Source organism: Saccharopolyspora erythraea NRRL 2338, assembly GCF_000062885.1.
Lineage (GTDB): Bacteria > Actinomycetota > Actinomycetes > Mycobacteriales > Pseudonocardiaceae > Saccharopolyspora_D > Saccharopolyspora_D erythraea.
In genome coordinates this window covers 106,034-127,724 of sequence record NC_009142.1, presented here as the reverse complement: position 1 = coordinate 127,724, position 21,691 = coordinate 106,034, and the positions used below count along the sequence as shown (strand labels likewise).

Genomic DNA, 21,691 nt, shown 5'->3' with positions numbered 1-21,691 from the left:
TCCCTCACCGCGAGAAGTCTGCCCGCAGGCTAGCGCGTCGCTTCCGCTCCACGGGGCGGGATCGCCCGACTCGCGCGGGGGATGCCGGCACCTCCGTACGGGCGGATGAGGAAGTTCTCATCTTCTCTTCATCCCGGCGCGCGGGTGCGGCGGTCACAGTGGTGGCATGAGGTCGGTTCCCCGCGCGCTCCTGCTCGTCCTGGCGCTGGCGCTGCCGATCGCGGCCGTCGTGGTCAGCTTCGCCATCACCGACGGGCCACGCGTCCCGGACGTGCCCGCGCAGGTGCGGATCGGCAGCTCGCCGGGCCCGGACCAACCGGTGCCCTCGGTCGCGCCGCCCCCGGGGACACCGCCCGCCCAGCTGCCGCCGCCACCGCCAGACGACGATGACGACGACCACGACGCCGACCATGACGACTGAGCCGCGCACCGCCCAGCGCAGGCACGGCACCCGCATCCCCGCGCGCGCCCAGATCATGGGCTGGATGCTGCTGGTTCTGGTGGTCGTGCTGCTGTCGGTGATCCTGATCGTGCGGCAGTTCCTGCACAACGACGTCAACAACCAGGTCACCAGGTCGATGGAGCAGGAGGCCCGGGAGTTCAGCCAGTTCGCCGAGAAGGGCCGCGACCCGGTGACCAGGCAGTTGTTCACCGATCCGCAGTCGCTGTTCCACTCGCACCTGAGCAGGCAGTACCCCGACACCGCCGAGGCGCTGATCGGCGTGTGGCGCACGCCGGCGGGTCTGGAGCCGATAACCCAGGCGCAGGACGGGCTCAAGCCGGTGGCCTCCGACCCCGCCGTCCTCGGCCCCATCGTCTCCTCCCCCGCCAACCACGGCCGGGTCGACACCCCGGCCGGGCCGATGCGCTGGGTGAAGGTGCACGCGGTGAGCAACGGCGTGGACGCGTGGTTCGTCACCGAGCACTTCACCGCGGCCGAGACCGCCGAAGCCGACCGCACCGTCCAGACGTTGCTGCTGGTCAGCGCGTTCGGTGTGCTGCTCGCGGCGATCTCGTCGTGGGTGGTGGCGGCCGAGATCCTGGCCCCGGTGCGCACCGTGCGGCAGGCCGCGGCCGAGATCAGCGAGCACGACCTGACCCGGCGCATCCCGGTGGAGGGCCGCGACGACATCGCCGCGCTGGCCGACCAGTTCAACGCCATGCTGGACCGGCTGGAGGACGCCTTCCGCACGCAGCGCCGGTTCGTCGACGACGCCAGCCACGAGCTGCGGACGCCCATCACGATCGTGCGCGGCAACCTCGAGCTGCTCGGCGACGATCCGGCGGAGCGGGAGGAGGTGGTGCGGCTGTGCACCGACGAGCTGGACCGGATGACCCGCATCGTCGAGGACCTGCTGATGCTCGCCAAGGCCGACCGCCCCGACTTCGTCACCCCGGCCCCGGTCTCGCTCGCCGAGCTGACCAGCGACATCGAGGCCAAGGCCCGCTCGATCGCCGACCGCAGGTGGGTGCTGGAGGGCATCGGCGAGGGTGAGGTCGTGGTCGACGAGCAGCGGGTCACCCAGGCGATGGTGCAGCTCGCGCAGAACGCCGTGCAGCACACCGAGCCCGGCTCGACGATCAGGATCGGGTCCGCGCTGAGCCTGGGCCGGATCTCGCTGTGGGTCACCGACGAGGGACCCGGCGTCGACCCGGCCGAGGTCGAGAAGATCTTCGAACGCTTCTCGCACGGCAGCGGCCCCGGCCGCGGCGGCGCGGGGCTCGGACTGGCGATCGTCAGGGCCATCGCCGAGGCCCACCACGGACGGGTGCGGGTGCTTTCCGCGCCGGGCGAGGGCGCCACTTTCGGGTTGGAGCTGCCGGCCACCCCCGGCACCAGAACCGCTGAGGAGAGCGACTCTTGAGCAAGATCCTGATCGCCGAGGACGAGGCCCGGATCGCCGCCTTCATCGAGAAGGGCCTGCGCGCGAACGGCTTCACCACGACCGTCGTCGGCGACGGCGACACCGCGCTCGACTACGTGCTGACCGGGGACTTCGACCTGGTCGTGCTCGACCTCGGCCTGCCGGGCAAGGACGGCTTCGCGGTGCTGCGGGCGTTGCGCGCCCAGCGCGTGACGGTGCCGGTGATCATCCTGACCGCGCGGGACTCCGTTCACGACACGGTCGCCGGCCTCGAAGGCGGCGCGGACGACTACATGACCAAGCCGTTCCGCTTCGAGGAGCTGCTGGCGCGGGTGCGGCTGCGGTTGCGGCCCACCGACCGGGCTCCGGAGGTGACGGTGCTGCGCGACGGCGAGCTGTCGCTGGACCTGCGCACCCGGCGCGCCCAGGTGCCCGAGGGAACCGTCGACCTGACGGCACGGGAGTTCTCGATGCTGGAGCTGTTCCTGCGCCACTCCGGTCAGGTGCTCTCGCGCGAGCAGATCCTCTCCCACGTCTGGGGCTACGACTTCGACCCCGGCTCGAATGTCGTGGACGTCTACGTGCGGGCGCTGCGGCGCAAGATTGGCAGCACACGCATCCACACCGTCCGCGGCATGGGCTACCGCCTCGGCGTCTGAGTGCCTGTCCTTTGAAGTCGCCTTGCGTGGCGGTACCGCCGGGCAGCCCGCTACGCAGATCGTCACCGCAACTCTTTAGAGTGAGGCCGTGAGCTCTTACTGGCACCGCGTCACTCCGCCTCCCGCCGCCTGACGGGCGCGGGAGCGCGGTTTCACTTCCCCAGGTAGTGCGCCTGGGGCCCTCGCACGCGCCCGTTCGCCGACAGCCGTATCTCCTCCGCGAACGGAAAAGAGTTCACGTGTCCAACGACGTCTTCACGCCTTCCCGCCCCGCGCCCGGAAGGACCCGGTTCACCACCGGCCCCCTGCCGGTCCTGCTCGCCTCCGCCCTGTGGGGCACGACCGGCACCGCCGCCACCTACGCGCCCGCGTCCGCCGGCGCCCTTTCGATCGGGGCGGCGACCATGGGCTTCGGCGGGATCCTGCTCTGCCTGGTCGCCGGTCGCTCCGCGCTGCGCGTGCTGCGCTCGGCGCCGGTCGGCCTGCTGCTGACCGGTGCGCTGTCCATCGCCGTGTACCCGCTGGCGTTCTACTCCTCGATGGCCTTGGCCGGGGTCGCGGTCGGCACCGTCGTGACGCTCGGGTCGGCGCCGGTGTTCGCCGCCGTGGTCGAGCGCGTCCTCGACGGGGTCCGGCTCGACGGCCGCTGGGCGCTGGCGGCGGCCGTGACGGTCGGCGGCGGCGTCCTGCTCATCACCGACGGAGTCCAGCTCGGCGACGCCGGGGGAGCGGTCGCAGGCACCCTGCTCGGGCTGCTCGCGGGCCTGTCGTACGCGATGTACTCGTGGGTCGCCGCCCGGATCCTGCGCGGGGGCCGCCACGGCTCCCGGGCCGTGATGGGTGCGATGTTCGGCAGCGCCGCGCTGGTGCTGCTGCCGGTCTTCGCCTGGACCGGCGGGCCGCTGCTCAGCACCGGGGTTGGCGTGGCCGTCACCGCCTACCTCGCGGTGGTGCCGATGGGGCTGGCCTACGTGCTGTTCGGCGCGGGCCTGCGCCACACACCGGTCCGGGTCGCGACGACGCTGAGCCTGCTGGAGCCGGTGGTGGCGGCGCTGCTGGGCGTGTTCGTGGTCGGCGAGCGGCTGGGAGCGATGGCCTGGCTGGGCATGGCGGGCATCGGCATCGGGCTCGTCCTGGTCCTCACCCGGCGCTGAGGGACCTGTGCACAACACCGGAATGATGTCGAGTTTCCCCTGGTCGCAAGTTGTGCACAGAGTTATCCACAGGCTGTGCACAACGGCTGTGAAGTGATCAGCGGATGAACTTGGCCTAATCCGGCGTTCACGATCAGCTCAGCGCCCGGCCACATCGTTGAGCGCATGAACGTCGGGCAGCAAGGGGGCGACCACCGCATCGCCGGCCGCGTGCACGGCGACGAGCGGGGAGTCGACTACCGGACTCCGGCCCGCCCGCGGGCGGCCGAACCACCGCGGCGCGAAACCGGCTGGGCCGTGGGGCTCACCGCCGCCGCCCTGGCGCTGCTCGGCGGCGTCTCGCTCCTGCTCCTGCCCGCCGAGCAAGCGCGGGCGGCAGGCACCGTGCTGGTGTTCGCCGCCGCGGTGGCCGGCTGGATCAGCAAGCGCTTCGACGACACCCACGTCGCGCTGGCGGCGGCCGCGGCGGTGGTCGCCATCGGCGCCCTCGAACCCGACGAGATGTTCGAGACGCTCGGCTCGGAGCAGATCTGGCTGCTGGTCGCGGCGTTCGTGCTGGCGGCGGGCATCAGCCGCACCGGGCTGCCCGCCCGGCTGGCGGTCTCGCTGATCTGCCGCGCCCGCTCGGCCCGCGCGCTGGTCCACCTGGTCTCCGCCGGGCTGGTCGTGACCGCGCTGCTGATCCCCAGCACCAGCGGTCGGGCCGCGCTCGTGCTGCCCGTCTTCACCGCGCTCGCGTCGGCCTTCGCCGGCCGCCCGCGGCTGGTGCGCGCGCTCTCGCTGCTCTTCCCGACGGTCGTGCTGCTCTCGGCGGTCGCCACCCTCGTCGGTGCCGGCGCACACCTGATCACCAGCCAGATCCTCGACGAGGCCACCGGCGCGGGCATCGGCTTCGCGCAGTGGCTGCTGTGGGGTCTGCCGCTGGCCGTCGTGAGCTCGCACGTCGCCGCGGAGCTTGTGCTGCTGCTGTTCACCCGGCGAGCCGACCGGACCGCGCGCCTGCGCGTCGACGGTGCCGGGCTCCGCGAGCGGATGGGGATCCCCGAGCGCGTCCAGCGCCACGAGCTGCGCGCCGCCGCTCTGCTGGGCGCGGTCGTGGTGCTGTGGAGCACCGAGTCGCTGCACCCGTTCCCGCCCGCGCTGGTCGCGCTCGCCGGGGCGCTGCTGATCACCGCGCCGAAGGTGGGCACCGTCCGGATCGGCGCCGCCGTGTCCGAGATCCCCTGGTCGACGCTGCTGTTCATGGCGGCCACGACCGCGCTCGGCCTCGCCCTGACCGAGTCCGGCGCGGCGTCGTGGGCCGCCGAGCTGCTGCTCTCGGGCTCCGGCTCGACGCTGCTGGTCTCGGTCGTGGTGCTGAGCACCCTGGCGCACCTGCTCGTGCAGTCCAGGTCCGCGCGGTCGTCGGTGCTGATCCCGCTGGTCGTCCCGGCCGCCGCGGCGGCGGGGATGAACCCGGCCGCGCTGGCCTTCGCCTCGACCGCCGCCGCGGGCTTCTGCCACACGCTGCCCTCGTCGGCCAAGCCGGTGGCGATGTTCGCCGCCGTGCCCGACGTCCCCACCTACACCGCGCGCGACCTGCTGAAGCTGTCCGCGCTGCTGGCTCCGGTGCTCGCCGCGCTGGTGCTCTTGTTCGCCACCCAGGTCTGGCCGGTCCTCGGCCTGCCGCTGCGCTGATGGAGGAAAAGATCATGCGATTCCTGGTCGCTCCCACCGGGTTCAAGGAGTGCCTCGACGCGCGGGAGGTCGCCGATGCCATCGGCGCGGGCATCCGCCGCGTGGTGCCGCGGGCCGTCGTCGACGCCATGCCGCTGATCGACGGCGGGGAGGGGTCGGCCCGGCAGCTCGCGGGCACGACCGGCGGCGAGCTGGTGCCGGTCGTGGTCACCGGACCGGTCGGCGAGCCGGTGCGCTCGCACTTCGCGCTGCTCGGCGGCGACGGGCCGCGCACCGCGTTCGTCGAGGTCGCCGCGGCCGCCGGTCTCTCGCTGGTGCCGCCCGGCCGCCGCGACCCGGGGCTGACCACGAGCCGGGGCGTCGGGGAGCTGATCGCGGCCGCGCTGGACGCGGGCACCACCCGCGTCGTCGTCGGCTGCGGCGACTCCGGGATCTGCGACGGCGGTGCCGGGGCGTTGCAGGCGCTGGGGGCGGGAGTGCTCGACAGCACCGGCAGGCCCGTCGGCAGCGGCGGCTACGCACTCGCCCGCGCACGCCGCATCGACACCAGCGGCCTGGACCCCCGGCTGCGCGGCGTGAAGCTGGTGATCGCCGCGAACCCGAGCAACGTGCTGACCGGGCCGCACGGCGTGGCCCGCGTGTTCGGACCGCAGAAGGGCGCGACTCCGGCGCAGGTCGAGGAAATGGCGGCCGCCATGAGCATCTGGGCGGACCTGCTGCGCGGGCACGGCGGCGCGCGGATCGCCGACCTGCCCGGCAGCGGCGCCTCCGGAGGTCTCGGAGCCGGGCTCGCGGCCGGGCTCGGCGGCACCCTGCGGTCCCGGTTCGACGTGCTGTTCGACCAGGCCGACCTGGACCGCCGCCTGGCCGTCGCCGACCTGGTGATCACCGGTGAGGGCGCCATCGACGCCTCCACCGCGCGCGGGAAGGTCCCCGCCGAGGTCGCCCGGCTGGCCAAGCGCCGCGGGAAGCCGGTGCTGGCCATCACCGGCACCATCGGCCCCGGGGCGGAGAGCAGCTACGACATCGGCATCGACGCCATCGCCGGGATACTGACCGGTCCGGTGGACCTCGCCGACGCCATCAGCCGCGCACCCGAGCTGATCTCCGACGCCACCGCCCGCACCCTGCGGATGCTGCTGCTCGGGCGGTCGCTCGCGGCCTGAGGGTCCGCAGGGTGAGTTCGGACTCTGCTACTCGGCCACGGCCAGGGCCGGCCGGATCGGGCCCGCCTCGATCAGGTCGGCCAGCTCGGCCGAGGGAACCGCCTTGGAGAACAGCCAGCCCTGGTAGCGCTCGATCGGGATGCTGCGCAGCCGGTCGAACTGCCCCACCGTCTCGACGCCCTCGGCGACGCAGGAGCAGCCCAGCGCGCCAGCCAGGTCGGTCACCGCCTTCACCACGACGAAGTCGTACGGGCTGGTGGTGATCTCGCTGACGAAGGTGCGGTCGACCTTGATGATCTGCGCCGGGAAGTCGCGCACCCGGCTCAGCGACGAGTAGCCGGTGCCGAAGTCGTCCACCGCGAACCGCACGCCGCGGCCGGTCAGCTCGGCCATCCCGGCGCGCACCCGGCTGGGCAGGTCGACGATCGCGGTCTCGACCAGCTCGACGATGATCCGGCTCCAGTCGATGCCGGTCTCGGTCACCGCGCGTTCGAGCAGGTCGGTGAAGATCGGGTAGCCGGGCATCAGCTCACCGATGTTCAGCGAGACCGCGACCGGCTCACCGTCGCGCGGTGCCGGCCACCTCGCGGCGTCGCGCAGCGCCCGGCGCACCACCCAGCGGTCGATGTCGGGCATCATGCCGTTCTGGTCGGCGATCGGCAGGAACACGTCGGGGTGCAGCAGTCCCCGCTGCGGGTGCGGCCAGCGGATCAGCGCCTCGGCGGAGCGGATCGTGCCGTCGGCGCCGACCTGCGGCTGGTAGTGCAGGGTCAGCTCGTCGCGGTCGAGCGCGCGCCGCAGCTCGGCCTCCAGCCGCAGCCTGCCCTCCAGCGAGTCGATCAGCGCGGGTTCGGCCATCGAGATCCCGACGCGGCCGGTCTTCTTCGCCCGCACCAGCGCCGACATGGCCAGCCGCACCAGGTCCTCGCCCCGGCCGCCGGACTCGCTGGCCACAGCCGCACCGATCATCGATGACACCTGGATGCGCTCGCCGCGCACCTCGATCGCCGCGTGCATGACGCGCGAGACGGTGGTCGCCACCGCGGCGATCCCGCCCGCCTCCTCGACGTCCGGGCAGATCACCGCGAACTCGTCACCGGCCGCCCGGGCCACCGGCCAGCCCTCGGGCAGGTGCTCCTCCAGCCGCCGCGCCAGCGCGACGAGCACCTCGTCGCCCGCCGGGTAGCCGAGCGACTCGTTGACCCGGCTGAAGTTGCGGATGTCGCAGTAGAGCACCGCGGCGCGGTCGGGGTGGGCGTCGGCGAGCAGGTCGGGGATGGCCGCGCGGTTCCACAGCCCGGTGAGCTCGTCGTGGTAGGCCCAGTAGCGCAGCGACTCGGCCTCCCGGTACCGGTCGGTGACGTCCTCGAAGACCACCACCCAGAACGGCTCGCCGGAGTCCTCCTCGGCGCGGGCGATGTGCAGCTCGCAGAAGACCGGCTCGCCGTCGGAGCGGACCAGCCGGCACTCCTGGACGCTCTCCCCGTCCGGCGGGACGCCGCGCGCGAACGCTTCGACGAGCTGCTCGCGGGCAGGGGCGTCCTGCGGGATCAGCGCGGTGGCGTGACTGCCGCGCAAGCGCTCGGGCAGGTGGCCGAACAGCTCGCACATCGCCATGTTGCAGTCGAGCACCGTGCCGTGGCGGTCGAAGAGCCCGAGCGCGACCGGCGTCAGCGAGAACAGGTCCCGGAACAGCCGGGAGGACTGCTCCAGCCGGCGCGAGGACTGCTCCAGCTTGTTGTGTACGACGGTGTCGTCCCTGGCGACCTTCGCGTAGCCGCGGAGCTCACCCTTGGAAGACCACAGCGCGGTCGTCACCACGTGCGCCCAGAACAGGCTGCCGTCCTTGCGGACCCGCCAGCCCTCGTCGACGTGGCTGCCCAGCTTCCTCGCCTGCTCCAGCACCCACTCCGGGTGCCCCTCGGCGCGCTGCTCGGCGGTGTGGAACACCGCGGCGCTGCGCCCGATCACCTCGGAGGCCGTCGCTCCGATGATCAGCTCGGCGCCCAGGTTCCAGCTGGTCACCAGCCCGTCCGGGTCGAGGGTGAAGACGGCGTAGTCGCGCAGCGCCCGCCCCAGCGGTCCGACCGGTTGGTCGGTGTCCGCGTGCAGGCCTGTGTCGGACATGCGTCCCTCCAACAACCGAGAGCCGTCGCCGTCCGCGTGGAACGGGTGGTGTTCGCAATACTCCGCCGAAGTCATCCGAACGTGCGATGCGCCCTCCGTCCGGGCGGTGTTGGCGCACCGCCCGCTACCAGTGTCTCCACTACTTCGACACGATGCAGCAGTCTATGTGGCGCGCTTGTGTCACATGTCTCAGATGCTGGTCACCGCCCTGCCGCGTAGCCCTGCGCGCCGCGCGCGTTCGCCGCGGCGCGCAGCGTGCCGGTCTCGGGGTCGCGGGAGACCGCCGACAGGCGGCCGAGCGCCCACGGACCGCCGTCGAGCACGTCGTGGCCGCGGCGGCGCAGCTCGGCGATGCGGTCCTCGCCCAGGCGGGACTCCACGACCAGCCGCCCCGGCTCCCACGTGCGCGGGTAGAAGGAGCTGGGGAAGGCACCGCTGTGCCAGGCGGGCGAGTCGATCGCCTCCTGGAGGTTCAGGCCGGCCCGCACGTGCGCGAGCCAGAAGCACAGCTGCCACTGGTCCTGCTGGTCCCCACCCGGGGTGCCGAAGGCCAGCACCGGCACGCCGTCGCGCAGCGCCAGCGACGGGCTGAGCGTGATGCGCGGGCGCCTGCCCGGGGCGAGCGAGTTCGGCAGGCCCTCGTCCAGCCAGAACATCTGCGCCCGGCTGCCTAGGCAGAAACCGAGTCCGGGGATCGCCGGGGAGGACTGGAGCCAGCCGCCGGACGGCGTCGCCGACACCATGTTCCCCCAGCGGTCGACCACGTCGATGTGGACCGTGTCGCCCCGGCTCTCCCCGGTCGGCGAAACCGTCGGCTCGCCGAGCCCGACGCCGCTGGGGTCCTTCGGGCCGCCCGCGCCGCGCTCCTGCGCGACGAAGCCGGGCAGGCGGACCCGCCGACCGCCGGGAGCGCCGGGGCGCAGCTCCATCGACGCGCGCTCGCCGATGAGCGCGCGGCGCGAGGCGGCGTAGTCGCGGGACACCAGGTCCTCCAGCACGCCCTCCTCGGCGGAGTCGCCGTACCAGGCCTCGCGGTCGGCGAAGGCGAGCTTGGCCGCCTCCGCGGCGGCGTGCACGGTGGCGGCGTCGGCGACGCCGTCGGCGTAGCCGACCTCGGCGTCCTCCAGCATCCGCAGCTGCTGGACCAGTGCGGGGCCCTGCGACCAGATGCCGAACTTCGCCAGCGTCCAACCGCCGGGCAGGTCCGCGGTGAGCGGGTCCTCGTAGGTGGCCTCGAAGTCGGCCAGGTCCTGGCCGATGATCACGCCCGCGTTGTCGCGGCCGGAGTTGTCGCGGTGCGGGGTGCGGACGAACTCCTCGACCGCCTCCGCCACGAACCCCTGCGACCAGGCCCGGCGGGCGGCGTCGATGCGCGCCTCCCGACCGGTCGCGGCGGCCTCGGACTCGGCCAGCAGCCGCTCCCAGGTGCCGGCGAGCGCCGGATTGCGCAGCAACGCTCCGGGCCGCGGCACCTCGCCGCCCGGCAGCAGCCACAGCTCGGCGGAGGTCGGCCAGTGCTCGGTGAACATCTCGCGGACCGTGGCGATGGTGGTGGCGATCCGCTCCACCGCCGGATAGCCGTTGCGCGCGTAGCCGATGGCGTACTTGAGGACATCGCGCAGCGACTTCGTGCCGTGGTCGCGCAGCAGCGTCAGCCAGCCGTCCCAGGCGCCGGGCACGGTCGTGGCGAGGAAGCCGGTGCCCGGGACCAGCTCCAGGCCGAGCTCGTCGCGGTAGTGCCGGATGGTCGCACCGCGCGGAGCGGGACCCTGCCCGCACAGGGCGCGCGGCCGCGGGTCCTCGGCGGTGGCGAACAGCGCGGGGACCTCGCCGCCCGGGCCGTTGAGGTGCGGCTCGACGACCTGGAGCACGAACCCGGCCGCCACCGCGGCGTCGAAGGCGTTCCCGTCGTCCTCGAGGACGGCCATCCCCACCGCCGAAGCCAGCCAATGGGTGGACGCGACCATGCCGTGCGTGCCTGCTAGCTCCGGGCGGGTGGTGAACACCCGAACCACCTTATTCGGCCACACCCGACCAGGCGGTATCCCGCCGATCCGGTGGGTGGAAGGCAGCCCCGGAGCGAGCGGGGCGACCTGGTGGTGGATGGCCGGTCATCGTGCGGTGCTGATCGAGGTTGCGGTCGGGTCGGCGTGCTGATCCGCGGTTGGTGGTCCGATTCAGCCGACAAGACCGAGGGGACCGGAACTGGACGGCCCGGACTGCCGGCCAGGGCTCGGCGGCCCGGCCCTGTCGGCGAGGTTGCCGGTCGGGCTTGGCGGTCCGGCCCTGCCTACCGGTCCGGGCCAGACGGTCGAGGCCGCCGTGTCGGTGTGCCGGTCGGGTCGCGTGTCGGCCAGGTCGGTGTGCCGGGCAGGTCGCGTGTCGGCCAGGTCGCGTGCCGGGCAGGTCGCGTGCCGGGCAGGTCGCGTGCCGGTCGGGTCGGTGTGTCGGTGTGCCGGTGGGGTCGGTGTGTCGGGTCAGGGGGTCACCGGGGTGCGGCCCACACCCCGCCAGGACAACCCCGCCCGCCGCAACACGTCCGGATCCAGATGGTTGCGGGTATCCACCACCACCGGGCCCTCCAACAGCCCCGCCACCCGCGTCCAGTCCACCGTCCGGAACTCCTGCCACTCGGTCAGCACCACCAACCCCGCCGCGCCCTTGGCCGCCTGATACGGGTCATCCACCAACGTCACCAACTCCGCCACCCCCGGCTCATCGCCCCGCAACCCCGGGTCGTAGGCCACCAGCTCCGCACCCCGCGCCGCCAGCAACCCCGCCACCGCCATCGCCGGCGAATCCCGCAGATCATCCGTACCCGCCTTGAACGTCAACCCCAACAACCCCAACCGCACACCCCGCAACGACGCACCCGCGCCCACCCCGCAGGCCTCGGCGACCTTGTCCACCATCCGCTCCCGCTGCCGCGCGTTGGCCGCGATCGTCTCCCGCAACAACCCGAACTCGAACTCCACCGACTCCGCCACCCGCATCAACGCCGCGGTGTCCTTCGGCAGACACGACCCACCCCAACCCGGACCCGGCTGCAGGAACGACTGCCCGATCCGCCGATCGAACCCCATCCCCTCGGTCACATCCGCGATATCGGCACCCAACCGCTCGCACAACTCCGCCACCGCGTTCACATACGACAACTTCGTCGCCAGAAAACAGTTCGCCGCGTACTTGACCATCTCCGCGCTCGCCGCGTCGGTCAGCACCGTCGGCGCCCCCAACCGCGCATACAACGCCGCCACCCGCTCCGCCGCGTCCTGCGAATCCGAACCCACCACGATCCGATCCGGATTCAGGAAGTCATGCACCGCCGAACCCTCACGCAAGAACTCCGGATTGCTCACCACCGCCACATCCGCACGCCCCACCAGCTCGGCCACCCGCGCCGAGGTACCCACCGGCACCGTCGACTTGCACACCAGCACACACCCCGCCGGCAGCAACTCACCCACCTCGGCCACCACCGACTCCACCGCCGCCAGATCCGCCGCACCACCCGAACCCATCGGCGTCGGCACGCACAAGAACACCACCTCGGCCTCGGCCACCGCCGCCGCCGACCCCACCGCGAACTCCAACCGCCCCGCGGCCAGCCCCTCACCCACCAACTCGGCCAGCCCCGGCTCCAGAATCCGCACCTCACCCCGCGCCAACGCCGCCACCTTGGCCGCGTCCACATCGCTGCACACCACCCGATGCCCCAACGACGCCAGACACGCACCCGTGGTCAACCCGACGTAACCGGTCCCCACCACAACGATCCGACGGGCGAACACCGCACACCACCTCTCGGCGAAATCCCAGGCCCCGGCCCTCTCCGTTCGAATCGTGGCACAGTCACGCGAAAGCGGAACCGACTTGGGCAACTGTTCACCGGACGTATGTCGCATGTGTCCCAGCGGTGTTGCGCCGTTTAGGCTCACGCCCCGTGGAACAGCGACGTCTGGGCGAATCCGGTCTGGTGGTCAGCGCGGTCGGCCTGGGGTGCAACAACCTCGGCAGGCCCGGTACGGCGACGGAGTCACTCTCGGGCGCGAGGGAGGTCGTGAACACCGCTCTGGACTGCGGCATCACGTTCTTCGACGTGGCCGACGTCTACGGCTCCCCGCGCGGGCGCAGCGAGGAGCTGCTCGGGCAGGCCCTGTCCGGCCGGCGCGAGAGCGCCATCATCGCGACGAAGTTCGGCATGGACATGCAGGGCTACAACGGCCCCGACTTCGCCGCCCGCGGCTCCCGCAGCTACGTGCGGCGCGCCGTGGAGTCCTCGCTGCGGCGGCTGGGCACCGACTGGATCGACCTCTACCAGCTGCACCGACCCGATCCGGTGACACCGCTGGAGGAAACCCTCTCGGTGCTCGACGACCTCATCCGCGAGGGCAAGATCCGCTACGTCGGGCACTGCAACCTCGCGGGCTGGCAGATCGCCGACGCGTCGTGGACGGCCACCGCGGCCGGCCTGGCGACGCCGGTCTCGGCGCAGAACCACTACTCGCTGCTGGCCCGGGAGGCCGAGCGGGAGGTGATCCCGGCCTGCCAGAAGTTCGGCGTCGGCGTCATCCCGTACTTCCCGCTGGCCAACGGCCTGCTCACGGGCAAGTACCGGCGGGACCAGGAACCGCCGGAGGGCAGCAGGCTCGCGGGTCGCGACCAGCTGCTGGCCGACGCGCCGTGGGAGCGCATCGAGCGGCTGCGCGCCTTCGCCGACCAGCGCGGCGTGCAGATGACGGCGATCGCGGTCGGATGGCTGGCCGCGCAGGAGGCGGTCGGCTCGGTGATCAGCGGCGCGACCACGGCGGAGCAGGTGCGGGCCAACGCCGCGGCCGGGCAGTGGCGGCCGACGCCCGCCGAGATGGAGGAGATCGACGCGCTCTGCCCGCCGTTGCGGCGCTGAACGCCGCCGAACGCACCCGTGAGTCCTTCGGGTCGCGGTGGCGACCGGAAGGACTCAGGGCAGAGACGTCACCCGAACGCGTGCGGATCCCCTCGCGGTTCGGGCGCCGCGGGCCGCCGATCACCACGGACGGTGCCTGAATCGTCCCAGGGATCGACCTCAGCATTCCCCCTGCGGCGGACGCGGAATTCCTGGTCGGTCGTCACCCTGGCAGGTATGGAGCTCATCGCGTTCGCCGCCGTGTTCGTCGGCCTCGCGCTGCTCGCGGCGCTGCCCCTGATGGCGCTGCTGCTGCTCGCCGACACGCCTTCGCGGCACCCCGACCACGACCGCTGACCCGCCGCCCGGATCACGACTCCCTCCGCCCTCCCAGCCCAGGCCCGCCGCATTCCTCCTCACTCCGAACGGCTCCGCACGGGGTCGTTCCCGCGTCGCGCGCCGCGATCCCGGCAGCGGCCGCGGGTGTCGCCGGCTGTTCCACAGTCCGAGATCACCCGGTTAGGCTGCGACCGACTGCCGAAGCTGCGACATGCGAGGAGACCTGATGCTGATCACCGACACCGCGGCCATCGTCACCGGCGGGGCTTCCGGCCTCGGCGCGGCCACGGCCAGATCGCTGGCATCTCGGGGGGCCCGCGTGTTCGCCGTCGACCTGCCGCAGGTGATCACCAAGGCGCCGGTCGTCGACGGGGTCAACTACGTCGGCGCCGACGTCACCGACGCCGAGCAGGTGCAGACCGCGGTCGACCAGGCCGCCGGCGGCGGCGTGCCGCTGCGGATCGTGGTGAACTGCGCCGGGATCGGCCCGTCGGCCCGGGTGGTGGGCCGCAAGGGGCCGCACGACTTCGACCTGTTCCGGCAGGTCATCGAGGTCAACCTGATCGGTACCTTCAACGTGCTGCGGCTGGCCGCGGCGGCGATCGGGCAGACCGATGCCGACGAGCAGGGCCAGCGCGGCGTTGTCGTCAACACCGCCTCCGTCGCCGCCTACGACGGCCAGATCGGCCAGGCCGCCTACGCCGCGTCCAAGGGCGGCGTCGCGAGCCTGACGCTGCCCGCCGCGCGCGACCTGTCCTCCTCCGGCATCCGGGTCATGACCATCGCGCCGGGTATCGTGGACACCCCGATGCTGGCCACCATCAGCGAGGAGTTCCGCAAGGGGCTCGCCGACAGCGTGCCGTTCCCGAAGCGGCTGGGAACGCCGGAGGACTACGCGCAGCTCGTCGTCGGCATCGTCGAGCACGACTACCTCAACGGCGAGGTCATCCGGATGGACGGCGCGCTGCGCATGCCGCCGCGCTGACAACACCCGTAGTGGAAGCGGGGAACCTCCTTCGCCCGGCGAGCGTCCTACCGGGTGAAGGAGGTACCGCTTCGAGGACGCATCAGCACGTGCGCGCCGCTCCCGGCAACGGTGGACGCGGCAGACGCACCTCGTGACCGACCGCCCGACCGCGGTCGCACCAGCCATTCCGCTTTTCGACCGCGGTACCTCCTGCGCGGAAAGCGGCCGCGACTTTCGCCAGAGGGAGCCAGGGATGGACAACAGCCGATACGACCCCGACCTGCGTCGGGAGCAACTCCAGCGGTGGCAGCGCAAGGCGGCCGAGCTGGAGTACTACGCCGAGCGCCTCGCCGAGGAGCGCTTCACCGGTACCTCCGACAGCGGTCTGGTCACCGCCGAGGTCGACGGCAACGGGCGGCTGCTGGACATCTCGGTCTCCGACGAGGCGCTGGAGCAGGCGCACCCCCAGAACATCGGCCCGGACGCCGTCGAGGCCATCGCGCAGGCGCGGGCGACGGCGGCGGTGACCGCGATGTCGTGGACGGAGTCGGTCGTGGGGGAGGTCTCGGCATGAGCGAGCGGATGCGCAGGCTGGTCATGCTCGTCGACGAGATGGAGGAGAGCATCGTGCGCGCCCGGCAGGCCGCCGAGACCGCCGCCGAGCACAGCTACTCCATGGAGATCGCCGACGACCTCGGCACCGTCGTCGTCGACTCGTCCGGACGCCTGGTGAGCATCGAGCTCGACCAGGAGAACCTCCGCTACACCAACGCCGAGGCGCTGGGCCCCCGCCTGCTGGAGGCCGTGCTGGCCGCCGAGCGGGGCGCGGAGCGGGCGAGCAGGCAGATCCTTGAATCCGCGGGCCGGACGACCCGGCCGAACTGACGAGAGGGGAAGGCATTGCCTGGTCAGGTGGAAGGAACGGGCTACTCGGTAGTCCCGGAGTCGCTGCGCGGGACCACGACCGCGTGGGAGGAGTCGCGGGACCGGTGGCTGCTCCTGGCGTCCAGGATGGAGACCGAGTTCTACATGCCCGACAACGCCATGGGGCTGCTCGGGCGGGAGCAGAACTTCCCGCGGACCTACAACGAGGCGCGGGCGACGATCGGGCGGAAGCTGGCCGAGGGCGCCGACGTCCTCGGCGGCACCAGCACCGACCTCGACCGCGTGGCCGACGAGTACGAGGACCGCGACTACGAGTACTACAAGAAGTTCGGCTACCTCAACGACGAGATGGACGATCGCGTCAGCGGTTCGTTCTGAAAGGCGGTCCCATGGCGCGCAAGAAGCCCGAGTGGCCGGAGGAGAACGCCGGCACCGTGCGCAAGTACGCGAACCGGTTCGACCACGAGGGTGCGCTCGAAACGCTCGACATGATCCGCGACGAGCTGTTCGGTGACTCCGAGGCGATGGAGGCGCTGGCCAGGCAGTGGGGCTCGGACAACACGATGACCGACTCCGGCCTGGAGATCCAGCGGGCGTCCAACGAGCTGGCGGGCTACTGGCAGGGCGGCGGCTACGACGCCTACACCAAGCACGAGTTCGCGGTGCGCGGGCTGTTCACCAACAACGAGACGCAGATGAACGGCATCTCCGACGTGATGCTGGACTGCGTCGAGCTGATCTACGGCACCTACGCCGACGCGCTGCGGTTCATCTCGTCCTGCGCGCACGACCTGGTGTCGTTCAGCCTGGCCGACCTGATCCCGGGCGCGGGCACCATCGTGAAGATCATCCAGGTGCTCAACGACTTCGTGAAAAACGTCTCCGACCTGGTGGCCGCCGCCATCGAGAAGATGGGGACGCTGATGGTGAAGAAGGGCAAGCTGACCACCTTCGCCAACGACTTCTCGGGGCTTGGCACCGACACCGGCGGACCGCTGGTCATGCCCGGCGCCGCGGGCAACCCGGACGCCTGGAACGTCAAGCCGATCGAGGCGTAGGCGGGCGGGTCGCGCCCGCCGTGCCGTTCACAGGTCTTCGGCGAACGGCACGGCGAGCGCGGCCTCGGAGTTCATCCAGCGGCGGATGGTCCAGGTCGCGCGCACGTCGTCCTCGTTGTAGCGCAGGATCCGGTCGCGTTGCGCCGCCACCGGCGGGGCGCCGTCGAGGCCGACCGCGTCGCGATACCAGCGCATCGAGTTCTCGCCGCTGGCCTCGGGGTCGCGCCAGGCGAACCCGGCGCTGGGCGCGATGACCTTCAGACCCTTGCCGTTGGGGCACAGGAACTGGTCGCGGACCGAGGCGAACAGGTCCACCCACTCGTCGGACTCGATGAACGCCCGGACCTCGGCCACCGGCGGCACGCCCGGCTTGCCCGCGAACCGCTCGGCCGACGCCAGCATCCAGCGGTTCTCCGCCAGCTCGTTGTAGCAGTAGGCGCGGAAGGTCAGCCCCCGCTCCAGCGCGCGTTCGCGCACCGACGAGAACCACGACCAGAACTCGGCGAACGAGCGGGCCTCGTCGTCGGAGGGCAGCGGGTCCCAGGTGGCGAAGGCGCGGTAGCCCGGCTCCTCGCCGACGTCGGCGCCGGAGAGCCAGCTGCCCCACATGTAGGCGCCGGAGTCGGCGTAGCTCTCCATGTCCACGTCGACCTCGACGTCGGCGCGCGGCACGCTGAGCCGGCGGACCCGGCGCACCAGCGGCAGCTCGCGCAGCCACGCCTTGGCCAGCAGCACCACGTCGCCGGTGCGGGCGACGGTCAGCGGCAGCGTCTCCAGCGCCTCGGGCGACAACCGCGCCAGCTCGTCCACGGTGGAGACACCGATCGCGCGCAGGCTGACCGCGTCCTCGCCGCGGACCACCAGGCTCACGTCGCGGTCGGTGCGCAGCTGCCGCTCGCAGGTCGGCCACCACGGGCAGCCCTTGCACTCGGTGATCCGCGACGGCCGCGCCAGCGGTTCGGCGCCGCTGGCCGCCGCGGAGGCGACCGCGAGCCGGTCGGCGAAGCGCGCGTCGTACTCGGCCAGCGCGGTGCGCCCGCCCGGCCAGTTCGGGACCCGCAGGTCGTGCCACACGACGAGGTCGGCGTCGACGCCGATCACGCCGCCGGTCGCGCCCGCCGAACCCATGCCGGTGGCCTCCAGCATGCGCACCGCGTGCGCCAGCCGGAGCTGGTCCCGGGAGTGCGAACGCACCTTGAAGCGCTCGTCGGTCCGCGCCGACGCGGGGTTCGGGTCGGTCAACGGGGAGGTGCGGGCGCCGCTGCCGGGGTCGGTGATCTTGTGGCGCACCACCAGCACCGGCAGGTAGCCGTCGCGGCCGCGCACCAGCAGGTCGACCGCGCCGCGCCTGCCGTTGGCGCGGTCCAGCGGCAGCTGCGCGCCTGAGATGTAGCGGACGCCCTCGTTCATGGCCGCCACCGTCAGCCGCTCTCGTTCGGCGGCGTCGAGCTCGCGGGGGACCTCGGTCCAGGCGTCACCGAGCAGCCTGCCGAGCCGCTCGGCCACGAACCGGCGGTGCTCGGTGGCGTCGGCGATGCGCTGCTCGATCCCCGGATCCGGTGGCGCCTTCTCGACCTCGCGCATCGCCGGATCGGATTCGAGGTGCACGCGTCGACGACACCGCGTCACCACGCCCGCGTCGAGCAGCACCCTGTCATCCACGGTTGAAGCGTATGCCGTCCTACTGACAGCCGCGCCCATCACCCCGGTGACACGGCGAGGCGACCCGCTACGCAGCGTGGCCGCTCCGGCGCGTTGCTGTCGTGCCCGGCGGCGGGCGGACTTAGAGTGACCGCACCGCCGCCGGGACCAGGAAGGACACCACCGATGCGCAGGTCCGCGAAGAAGCGCGCGAGGTCGCCGAGGCTCGGCTGCACCCGCACCGCCGGGCGCTCGCACAAGGCGCTGTGGATGGCCGAGCCGGCAGACCGGGCGGACAAGCGCGCCACGAGGTCGCAGAAGCAGCGGACCAAGGCGCTGAAGCGGCAGATCAAGGCGGAGGAGAAGCGGCTGGAGCTCCAGGAGCGCGGCGAGGGCGGCCGGGTCACCGCGGGCAACGCGAAGAAGGTCATCGCGGTGGCCAGGGTCGTCGTGCCGGTGCTCGCGCCGTTCGCCCTGCGGGCGTCGGTGGCCGTGCGCGCCTACTACGACCGGATGCGTGCCCGGCGCCTGGGCGTGCCGGTCGACGACCTTGGCCGCTTCACCGGCAAGGGCGCCGCCCTGCACGCGCGGATCGCGGGCGACCGCGACGCGCTGCGCGACATACGCACCCAGACGGTCGGGCGCAGCGAGGAGGAGGTCTTCGCCGTCGACCAGTACGCGGAGGAGACCGACGGCAGGCTCGGGCAGCTCGCGAGCGCCGTCCGGGCCGCGGAGCGGATGCCCGCGCAGCGCCGCCGGGCCGCGCACCGGGCGATCGACGGCGAGCTCAAGCGGCTGGAGGGCCACCTCCTGCGGCGGCTCGGGGTGTGACGCGACGTTTCGCCGCCAGCCGAAGCGTGCCGTTCCTACGCTGGTGGGCGTGGGTGAGCGCAGAGGCGGCCCAGGACTGGGCGCGGGTGGTGACGCCGACTTCACCACCCCGGCGGAGCTGATCGGCAACCCGGCGCGCTCGGCGATGCTGCTGGCGCTGCTGGACGGCCGCGCCCTGCCGATGTCGATGCTGGCCTCCGAGGCCGGGGTGGCGCCTTCCACGGCCAGCGCCCACCTGTCCCGGCTGGTGTCGGGCGGGCTGCTGCGGGTGCGAGGTCAGGGCCGCCACCGCTACTACGAGCTGGCCTCGGCCGAGGTGGTCGCGGCGCTGGAGGCGCTGGCCCGGCTGGCACCGCCGAGGCCGGTGCGGTCGCTGCGCGCGGGCACCCGGGCGCACGCGCTGCGGCTGGCGCGGACCTGCTACGACCACGTCGCGGGTCACCTGGGCGTCGCGCTGATGCAGGCGCTGCTGGAAGCGGGCGCGGTCGTCGGCGGGGACGGCAGGCACGATCCCCGGGTCGCGCGCCTGGACCGGCTGTCGGCTCCGGGGCGCGACCTCGACTACCGCCTGACCGACGCCGGGTGGGAGCTGTTCTCCCGGCTGGGCGTGGTCGTGCCGAGCGGACGGCGCAGGCTGACGGCCTACTGCGTGGACTGGACCGAGCAGCGCCACCACCTGGCCGGCGCGGCGGGCAGCGCGCTGCTGACCAGGTTCGAGGAGCTCGACTGGGTCAGGCGCGGCGCCAAGGGCGCGCCGCGCGCGCTCGGCGTCACCGATGCCGGCCGCCTCGGGTTCGCCGAGCACTTCGCCATCGACACCGAGGCGCTCGCCGCCTGACCGCCGGTGCGCGGCCCGACCCCCGACGTTTCGTCCGCAGGCGAAAGCCCTGGTCCATAGCGTGCGGAGGTACCAGCAAGCACGTCGGGAGGACCGGACCGGAGCATGACGCCGACCGTCGAGATCACCGCACCGCCACGTCGCAGGCTGCTGCTCTGGGTGATGTGCGTGGGCATGTTCCTGGTGCAGCTGGACGTCACCGTGGTCAACGTGGCGCTGCCGCGCATCGGTGCCGAGCTCGCGCCGGACCTGTCCGCCCAGCAGTGGGTCGTCGACGCGTACGCGGTGGTGCTGGCCGGCCTGCTGCTGGCAGGCGGTGCGGTCGGCGACCGCTACGGCCACCGGCGGGTGGTGCTCGCCGGGCTCGGGGTCTTCGCCGCCGCCTCACTGGCCTGCGGTCTGGCCCCGGACATCGCGGTGCTGGTCGGCGGCCGGGCCGCGCAGGGGCTGGGAGCGGCGATGCTGCTTCCCAGCACGCTGGCCGTGATCACCAGGGCCTTCCCGGACCGCGCCGAGCAGGCCCGCGCGGTCGGCGTGTGGGCGGGCACCTCCGCCCTGGCCCTGCCCGCCGGGCCGCTGATCGGCGGTGCGCTGGTCTCCACCCTGGGCTGGCGGTCCGCCTTCCTGGTCAACCTCCCCGTCATCGCGGTGGCCCTGCCGCTGGCGTACGGGGTCGTCGCGGAGTCCGCCGACCGCGGTGTGCGCTCGCTCGACCTGCCGGGAGCCGCGCTGGCCACAGCCGGCCTGGCCGCTCCGGTCTACGCGGTGATCGAGGCAGGCGCGGCCGGGATGACCACCTCCGCGTGGGGTGCGCTGGCGATCAGCGCGCTCGCGGTGACCGGCTTCCTGCTGCGGGAAAGCCGCGCCCCGCAACCTCTGCTGCCACTGCGACTGCTGCGTTCCCGGCGATTCAGCGGCGCCAACCTGGTGGCCGCCGCGATGAACCTGGTGGGCATCGGCACCGTGTTCGTCACGACGCTCTACCTGCAGGGCGTGCAGCACCGAAACGCCGCCACCGCCGGAGCGATGCTGCTGCCGCTGTTCGTGCCGATGGCAGCGCTCGCGCCGGTCACCGGACGCCTCACGGGCCGGTTCGGCCCGCGTCCGCCGATGACCGCCGGGCTCGTCATCGGCGCCGCCGGCGCCGCGTCCCTCGTCGGCATCACCCCCGACAGCGGCTACGCCCGGCTGCTGCCCGCGCTGCTCGGCCTCGGAACCGGGATGGGCCTGCTCACCGCGGCCGTGGTCGCCGCGGCGGTCCGGGCGGTGCCAGCCGACCGCGCCGGGCTGGCCGGCGGGGTCAACAACACCGCGCGCCAGACCGCGGGCGCGTTGGCCGTCGCCGTCTTCGGCGGCATCACCGGCGGCCCCGCCGACGCCGTGCGGTTCACCGGAGGGCTGCACCTGCTCGGTCTGCTGTCGTGCGCGCTATGGATTTCGGCGCTCGCCCTCACCTGGTTCGCGATTCCCGCGGAGAAGGCCTGGTAGCGGCCTGCCCTAGCCGATACGCATGACCGTCGATCAGGCGGTTCTCCCGGCGGTGCCGCTGGTCCTCGACTGCAATGGCGGAAAGGTCGCCGATCGCGACTCGACGGGGAA

General features: G+C 72.8%; 19 protein-coding genes. 15 read left to right on the top strand and 4 right to left on the bottom strand.

Annotation, left to right across the window (positions count from 1 at the left end; translation table 11 throughout):
* Window positions 1-166 precede the first annotated feature (166 nt).
* The 6 genes from SACE_RS00485 to SACE_RS00460 all read left to right on the top strand — a co-directional run bounded on the left by SACE_RS00485 (window position 167) and on the right by SACE_RS00460 (window position 6,521).
* On the top strand, window positions 167-421 hold the full coding sequence (locus SACE_RS00485; RefSeq protein ID WP_009950869.1) for a hypothetical protein: 255 nt from the start codon (window positions 167-169) through the stop codon (window positions 419-421).
* Window positions 411-1,865: a sensor histidine kinase gene (locus SACE_RS00480; RefSeq protein ID WP_009950871.1), complete on the top strand. Its 1,455-nt coding sequence runs from the start codon at window positions 411-413 to the stop codon at window positions 1,863-1,865. Before SACE_RS00485 ends, SACE_RS00480 begins: the two co-directional genes overlap by 11 nt.
* Entirely contained in the window at window positions 1,862-2,524 is a 663-nt protein-coding gene (locus tag SACE_RS00475) for a response regulator transcription factor (RefSeq protein WP_009950873.1), read from the top strand. Before SACE_RS00480 ends, SACE_RS00475 begins: the two co-directional genes overlap by 4 nt.
* A gap of 239 nt (window positions 2,525-2,763) precedes the next feature.
* Window positions 2,764-3,678, top strand: a complete 915-nt coding sequence (locus SACE_RS00470; RefSeq protein ID WP_009950874.1) for a DMT family transporter — start codon at window positions 2,764-2,766, stop codon at window positions 3,676-3,678.
* Between the two features lie 165 nt (window positions 3,679-3,843).
* A complete protein-coding gene (locus SACE_RS00465; RefSeq protein WP_009950875.1) occupies window positions 3,844-5,355 on the top strand; it encodes an SLC13 family permease in 1,512 nt (503 codons plus the stop codon).
* A 14-nt stretch (window positions 5,356-5,369) separates the two neighbouring features.
* A complete protein-coding gene (locus SACE_RS00460; protein ID WP_011872941.1) occupies window positions 5,370-6,521 on the top strand; it encodes a glycerate kinase family protein in 1,152 nt (383 codons plus the stop codon).
* Window positions 6,522-6,548: 27 nt separating this feature from the next.
* Here SACE_RS00460 and SACE_RS00455 read toward each other — a convergent pair whose 3' ends face one another.
* The 3 genes from SACE_RS00455 to SACE_RS00445 form a co-directional block, all read right to left on the bottom strand.
* Entirely contained in the window at window positions 6,549-8,648 is a 2,100-nt protein-coding gene (locus tag SACE_RS00455; protein WP_009950877.1) for a putative bifunctional diguanylate cyclase/phosphodiesterase, read from the bottom strand.
* Window positions 8,649-8,848: 200 nt separating this feature from the next.
* Entirely contained in the window at window positions 8,849-10,654 is a 1,806-nt protein-coding gene (locus tag SACE_RS00450) for a gamma-glutamyltransferase family protein (RefSeq protein WP_009950878.1), read from the bottom strand.
* A 471-nt stretch (window positions 10,655-11,125) separates the two neighbouring features.
* Entirely contained in the window at window positions 11,126-12,439 is a 1,314-nt protein-coding gene (locus tag SACE_RS00445; RefSeq protein WP_044547055.1) for a UDP-glucose dehydrogenase family protein, read from the bottom strand.
* Between the two features lie 152 nt (window positions 12,440-12,591).
* Here SACE_RS00445 and SACE_RS00440 point away from each other — a divergent pair, with 152 nt between their 5' ends.
* From SACE_RS00440 to SACE_RS00415, 6 genes are all read left to right on the top strand, one after another.
* Window positions 12,592-13,554 carry an aldo/keto reductase gene (locus tag SACE_RS00440; protein ID WP_011872939.1) on the top strand — a complete coding sequence of 321 codons (963 nt, stop codon included), beginning with the start codon at window positions 12,592-12,594 and terminating at the stop codon, window positions 13,552-13,554.
* A gap of 544 nt (window positions 13,555-14,098) precedes the next feature.
* A complete protein-coding gene (locus SACE_RS00435) occupies window positions 14,099-14,857 on the top strand; it encodes an SDR family NAD(P)-dependent oxidoreductase (protein WP_009949850.1) in 759 nt (252 codons plus the stop codon).
* Window positions 14,858-15,092: 235 nt separating this feature from the next.
* A complete protein-coding gene (locus tag SACE_RS00430; protein ID WP_009949851.1) occupies window positions 15,093-15,413 on the top strand; it encodes a YbaB/EbfC family nucleoid-associated protein in 321 nt (106 codons plus the stop codon).
* Window positions 15,410-15,724: a hypothetical protein gene (locus SACE_RS00425; RefSeq protein WP_009949852.1), complete on the top strand. Its 315-nt coding sequence runs from the start codon at window positions 15,410-15,412 to the stop codon at window positions 15,722-15,724. The genes SACE_RS00430 and SACE_RS00425 overlap by 4 nt, the downstream gene beginning before the upstream one ends.
* Window positions 15,725-15,751: 27 nt before the next feature.
* Window positions 15,752-16,102 (top strand): hypothetical protein, encoded by a 351-nt coding sequence (locus SACE_RS00420; protein WP_009949853.1) that lies wholly within the window; start codon window positions 15,752-15,754, stop codon window positions 16,100-16,102.
* 11 nt (window positions 16,103-16,113) lie between these two features.
* Window positions 16,114-16,782, top strand: coding sequence for a hypothetical protein (locus tag SACE_RS00415; RefSeq protein WP_009949854.1), 669 nt, complete (start codon window positions 16,114-16,116; stop codon window positions 16,780-16,782).
* 27 nt (window positions 16,783-16,809) lie between these two features.
* Here the strand turns inward: SACE_RS00415 and SACE_RS00410 are convergent, their stop codons facing one another.
* Window positions 16,810-18,444: a TM0106 family RecB-like putative nuclease gene (locus SACE_RS00410; RefSeq protein ID WP_011872937.1), complete on the bottom strand. Its 1,635-nt coding sequence runs from the start codon at window positions 18,442-18,444 to the stop codon at window positions 16,810-16,812.
* A gap of 165 nt (window positions 18,445-18,609) precedes the next feature.
* Between SACE_RS00410 and SACE_RS00405 the strand changes: the two genes are divergently transcribed.
* The 3 genes from SACE_RS00405 (at window position 18,610) to SACE_RS00395 (ending at window position 21,580) form a co-directional block, all read left to right on the top strand.
* Complete coding sequence (locus tag SACE_RS00405; RefSeq protein ID WP_009949857.1) at window positions 18,610-19,254, top strand: DUF6474 family protein; 645 nt, start codon at window positions 18,610-18,612, stop codon at window positions 19,252-19,254.
* 49 nt (window positions 19,255-19,303) lie between these two features.
* Window positions 19,304-20,092, top strand: a complete 789-nt coding sequence (locus SACE_RS00400; RefSeq protein WP_231849893.1) for an ArsR/SmtB family transcription factor — start codon at window positions 19,304-19,306, stop codon at window positions 20,090-20,092.
* Window positions 20,093-20,197: 105 nt separating this feature from the next.
* Window positions 20,198-21,580 (top strand): MFS transporter, encoded by a 1,383-nt coding sequence (locus SACE_RS00395; protein WP_009949859.1) that lies wholly within the window; start codon window positions 20,198-20,200, stop codon window positions 21,578-21,580.
* Window positions 21,581-21,691 lie beyond the last annotated feature (111 nt).

What these genes read in the sequence shown, in the direction of transcription:
- SACE_RS00460 (WP_011872941.1), top strand. Translation starts at nt 5,370, where the DNA reads ATGCGATTCCTGGTCGCTCCCACCGGGTTCAAGGAGTGCCTCGACGCG.
- SACE_RS00455 (WP_009950877.1), bottom strand. Translation starts at nt 8,648, where the DNA reads ATGTCCGACACAGGCCTGCACGCGGACACCGACCAACCGGTCGGACCG.
- SACE_RS00480 (WP_009950871.1), top strand. Translation starts at nt 411, where the DNA reads ATGACGACTGAGCCGCGCACCGCCCAGCGCAGGCACGGCACCCGCATC.
- SACE_RS00465 (WP_009950875.1), top strand. Translation starts at nt 3,844, where the DNA reads ATGAACGTCGGGCAGCAAGGGGGCGACCACCGCATCGCCGGCCGCGTG.
- SACE_RS00415 (WP_009949854.1), top strand. Translation starts at nt 16,114, where the DNA reads ATGGCGCGCAAGAAGCCCGAGTGGCCGGAGGAGAACGCCGGCACCGTG.
- SACE_RS00405 (WP_009949857.1), top strand. Translation starts at nt 18,610, where the DNA reads ATGCGCAGGTCCGCGAAGAAGCGCGCGAGGTCGCCGAGGCTCGGCTGC.
- SACE_RS00435 (WP_009949850.1), top strand. Translation starts at nt 14,099, where the DNA reads ATGCTGATCACCGACACCGCGGCCATCGTCACCGGCGGGGCTTCCGGC.
- SACE_RS00395 (WP_009949859.1), top strand. Translation starts at nt 20,198, where the DNA reads ATGACGCCGACCGTCGAGATCACCGCACCGCCACGTCGCAGGCTGCTG.
- SACE_RS00425 (WP_009949852.1), top strand. Translation starts at nt 15,410, where the DNA reads ATGAGCGAGCGGATGCGCAGGCTGGTCATGCTCGTCGACGAGATGGAG.
- SACE_RS00430 (WP_009949851.1), top strand. Translation starts at nt 15,093, where the DNA reads ATGGACAACAGCCGATACGACCCCGACCTGCGTCGGGAGCAACTCCAG.
- SACE_RS00485 (WP_009950869.1), top strand. Translation starts at nt 167, where the DNA reads ATGAGGTCGGTTCCCCGCGCGCTCCTGCTCGTCCTGGCGCTGGCGCTG.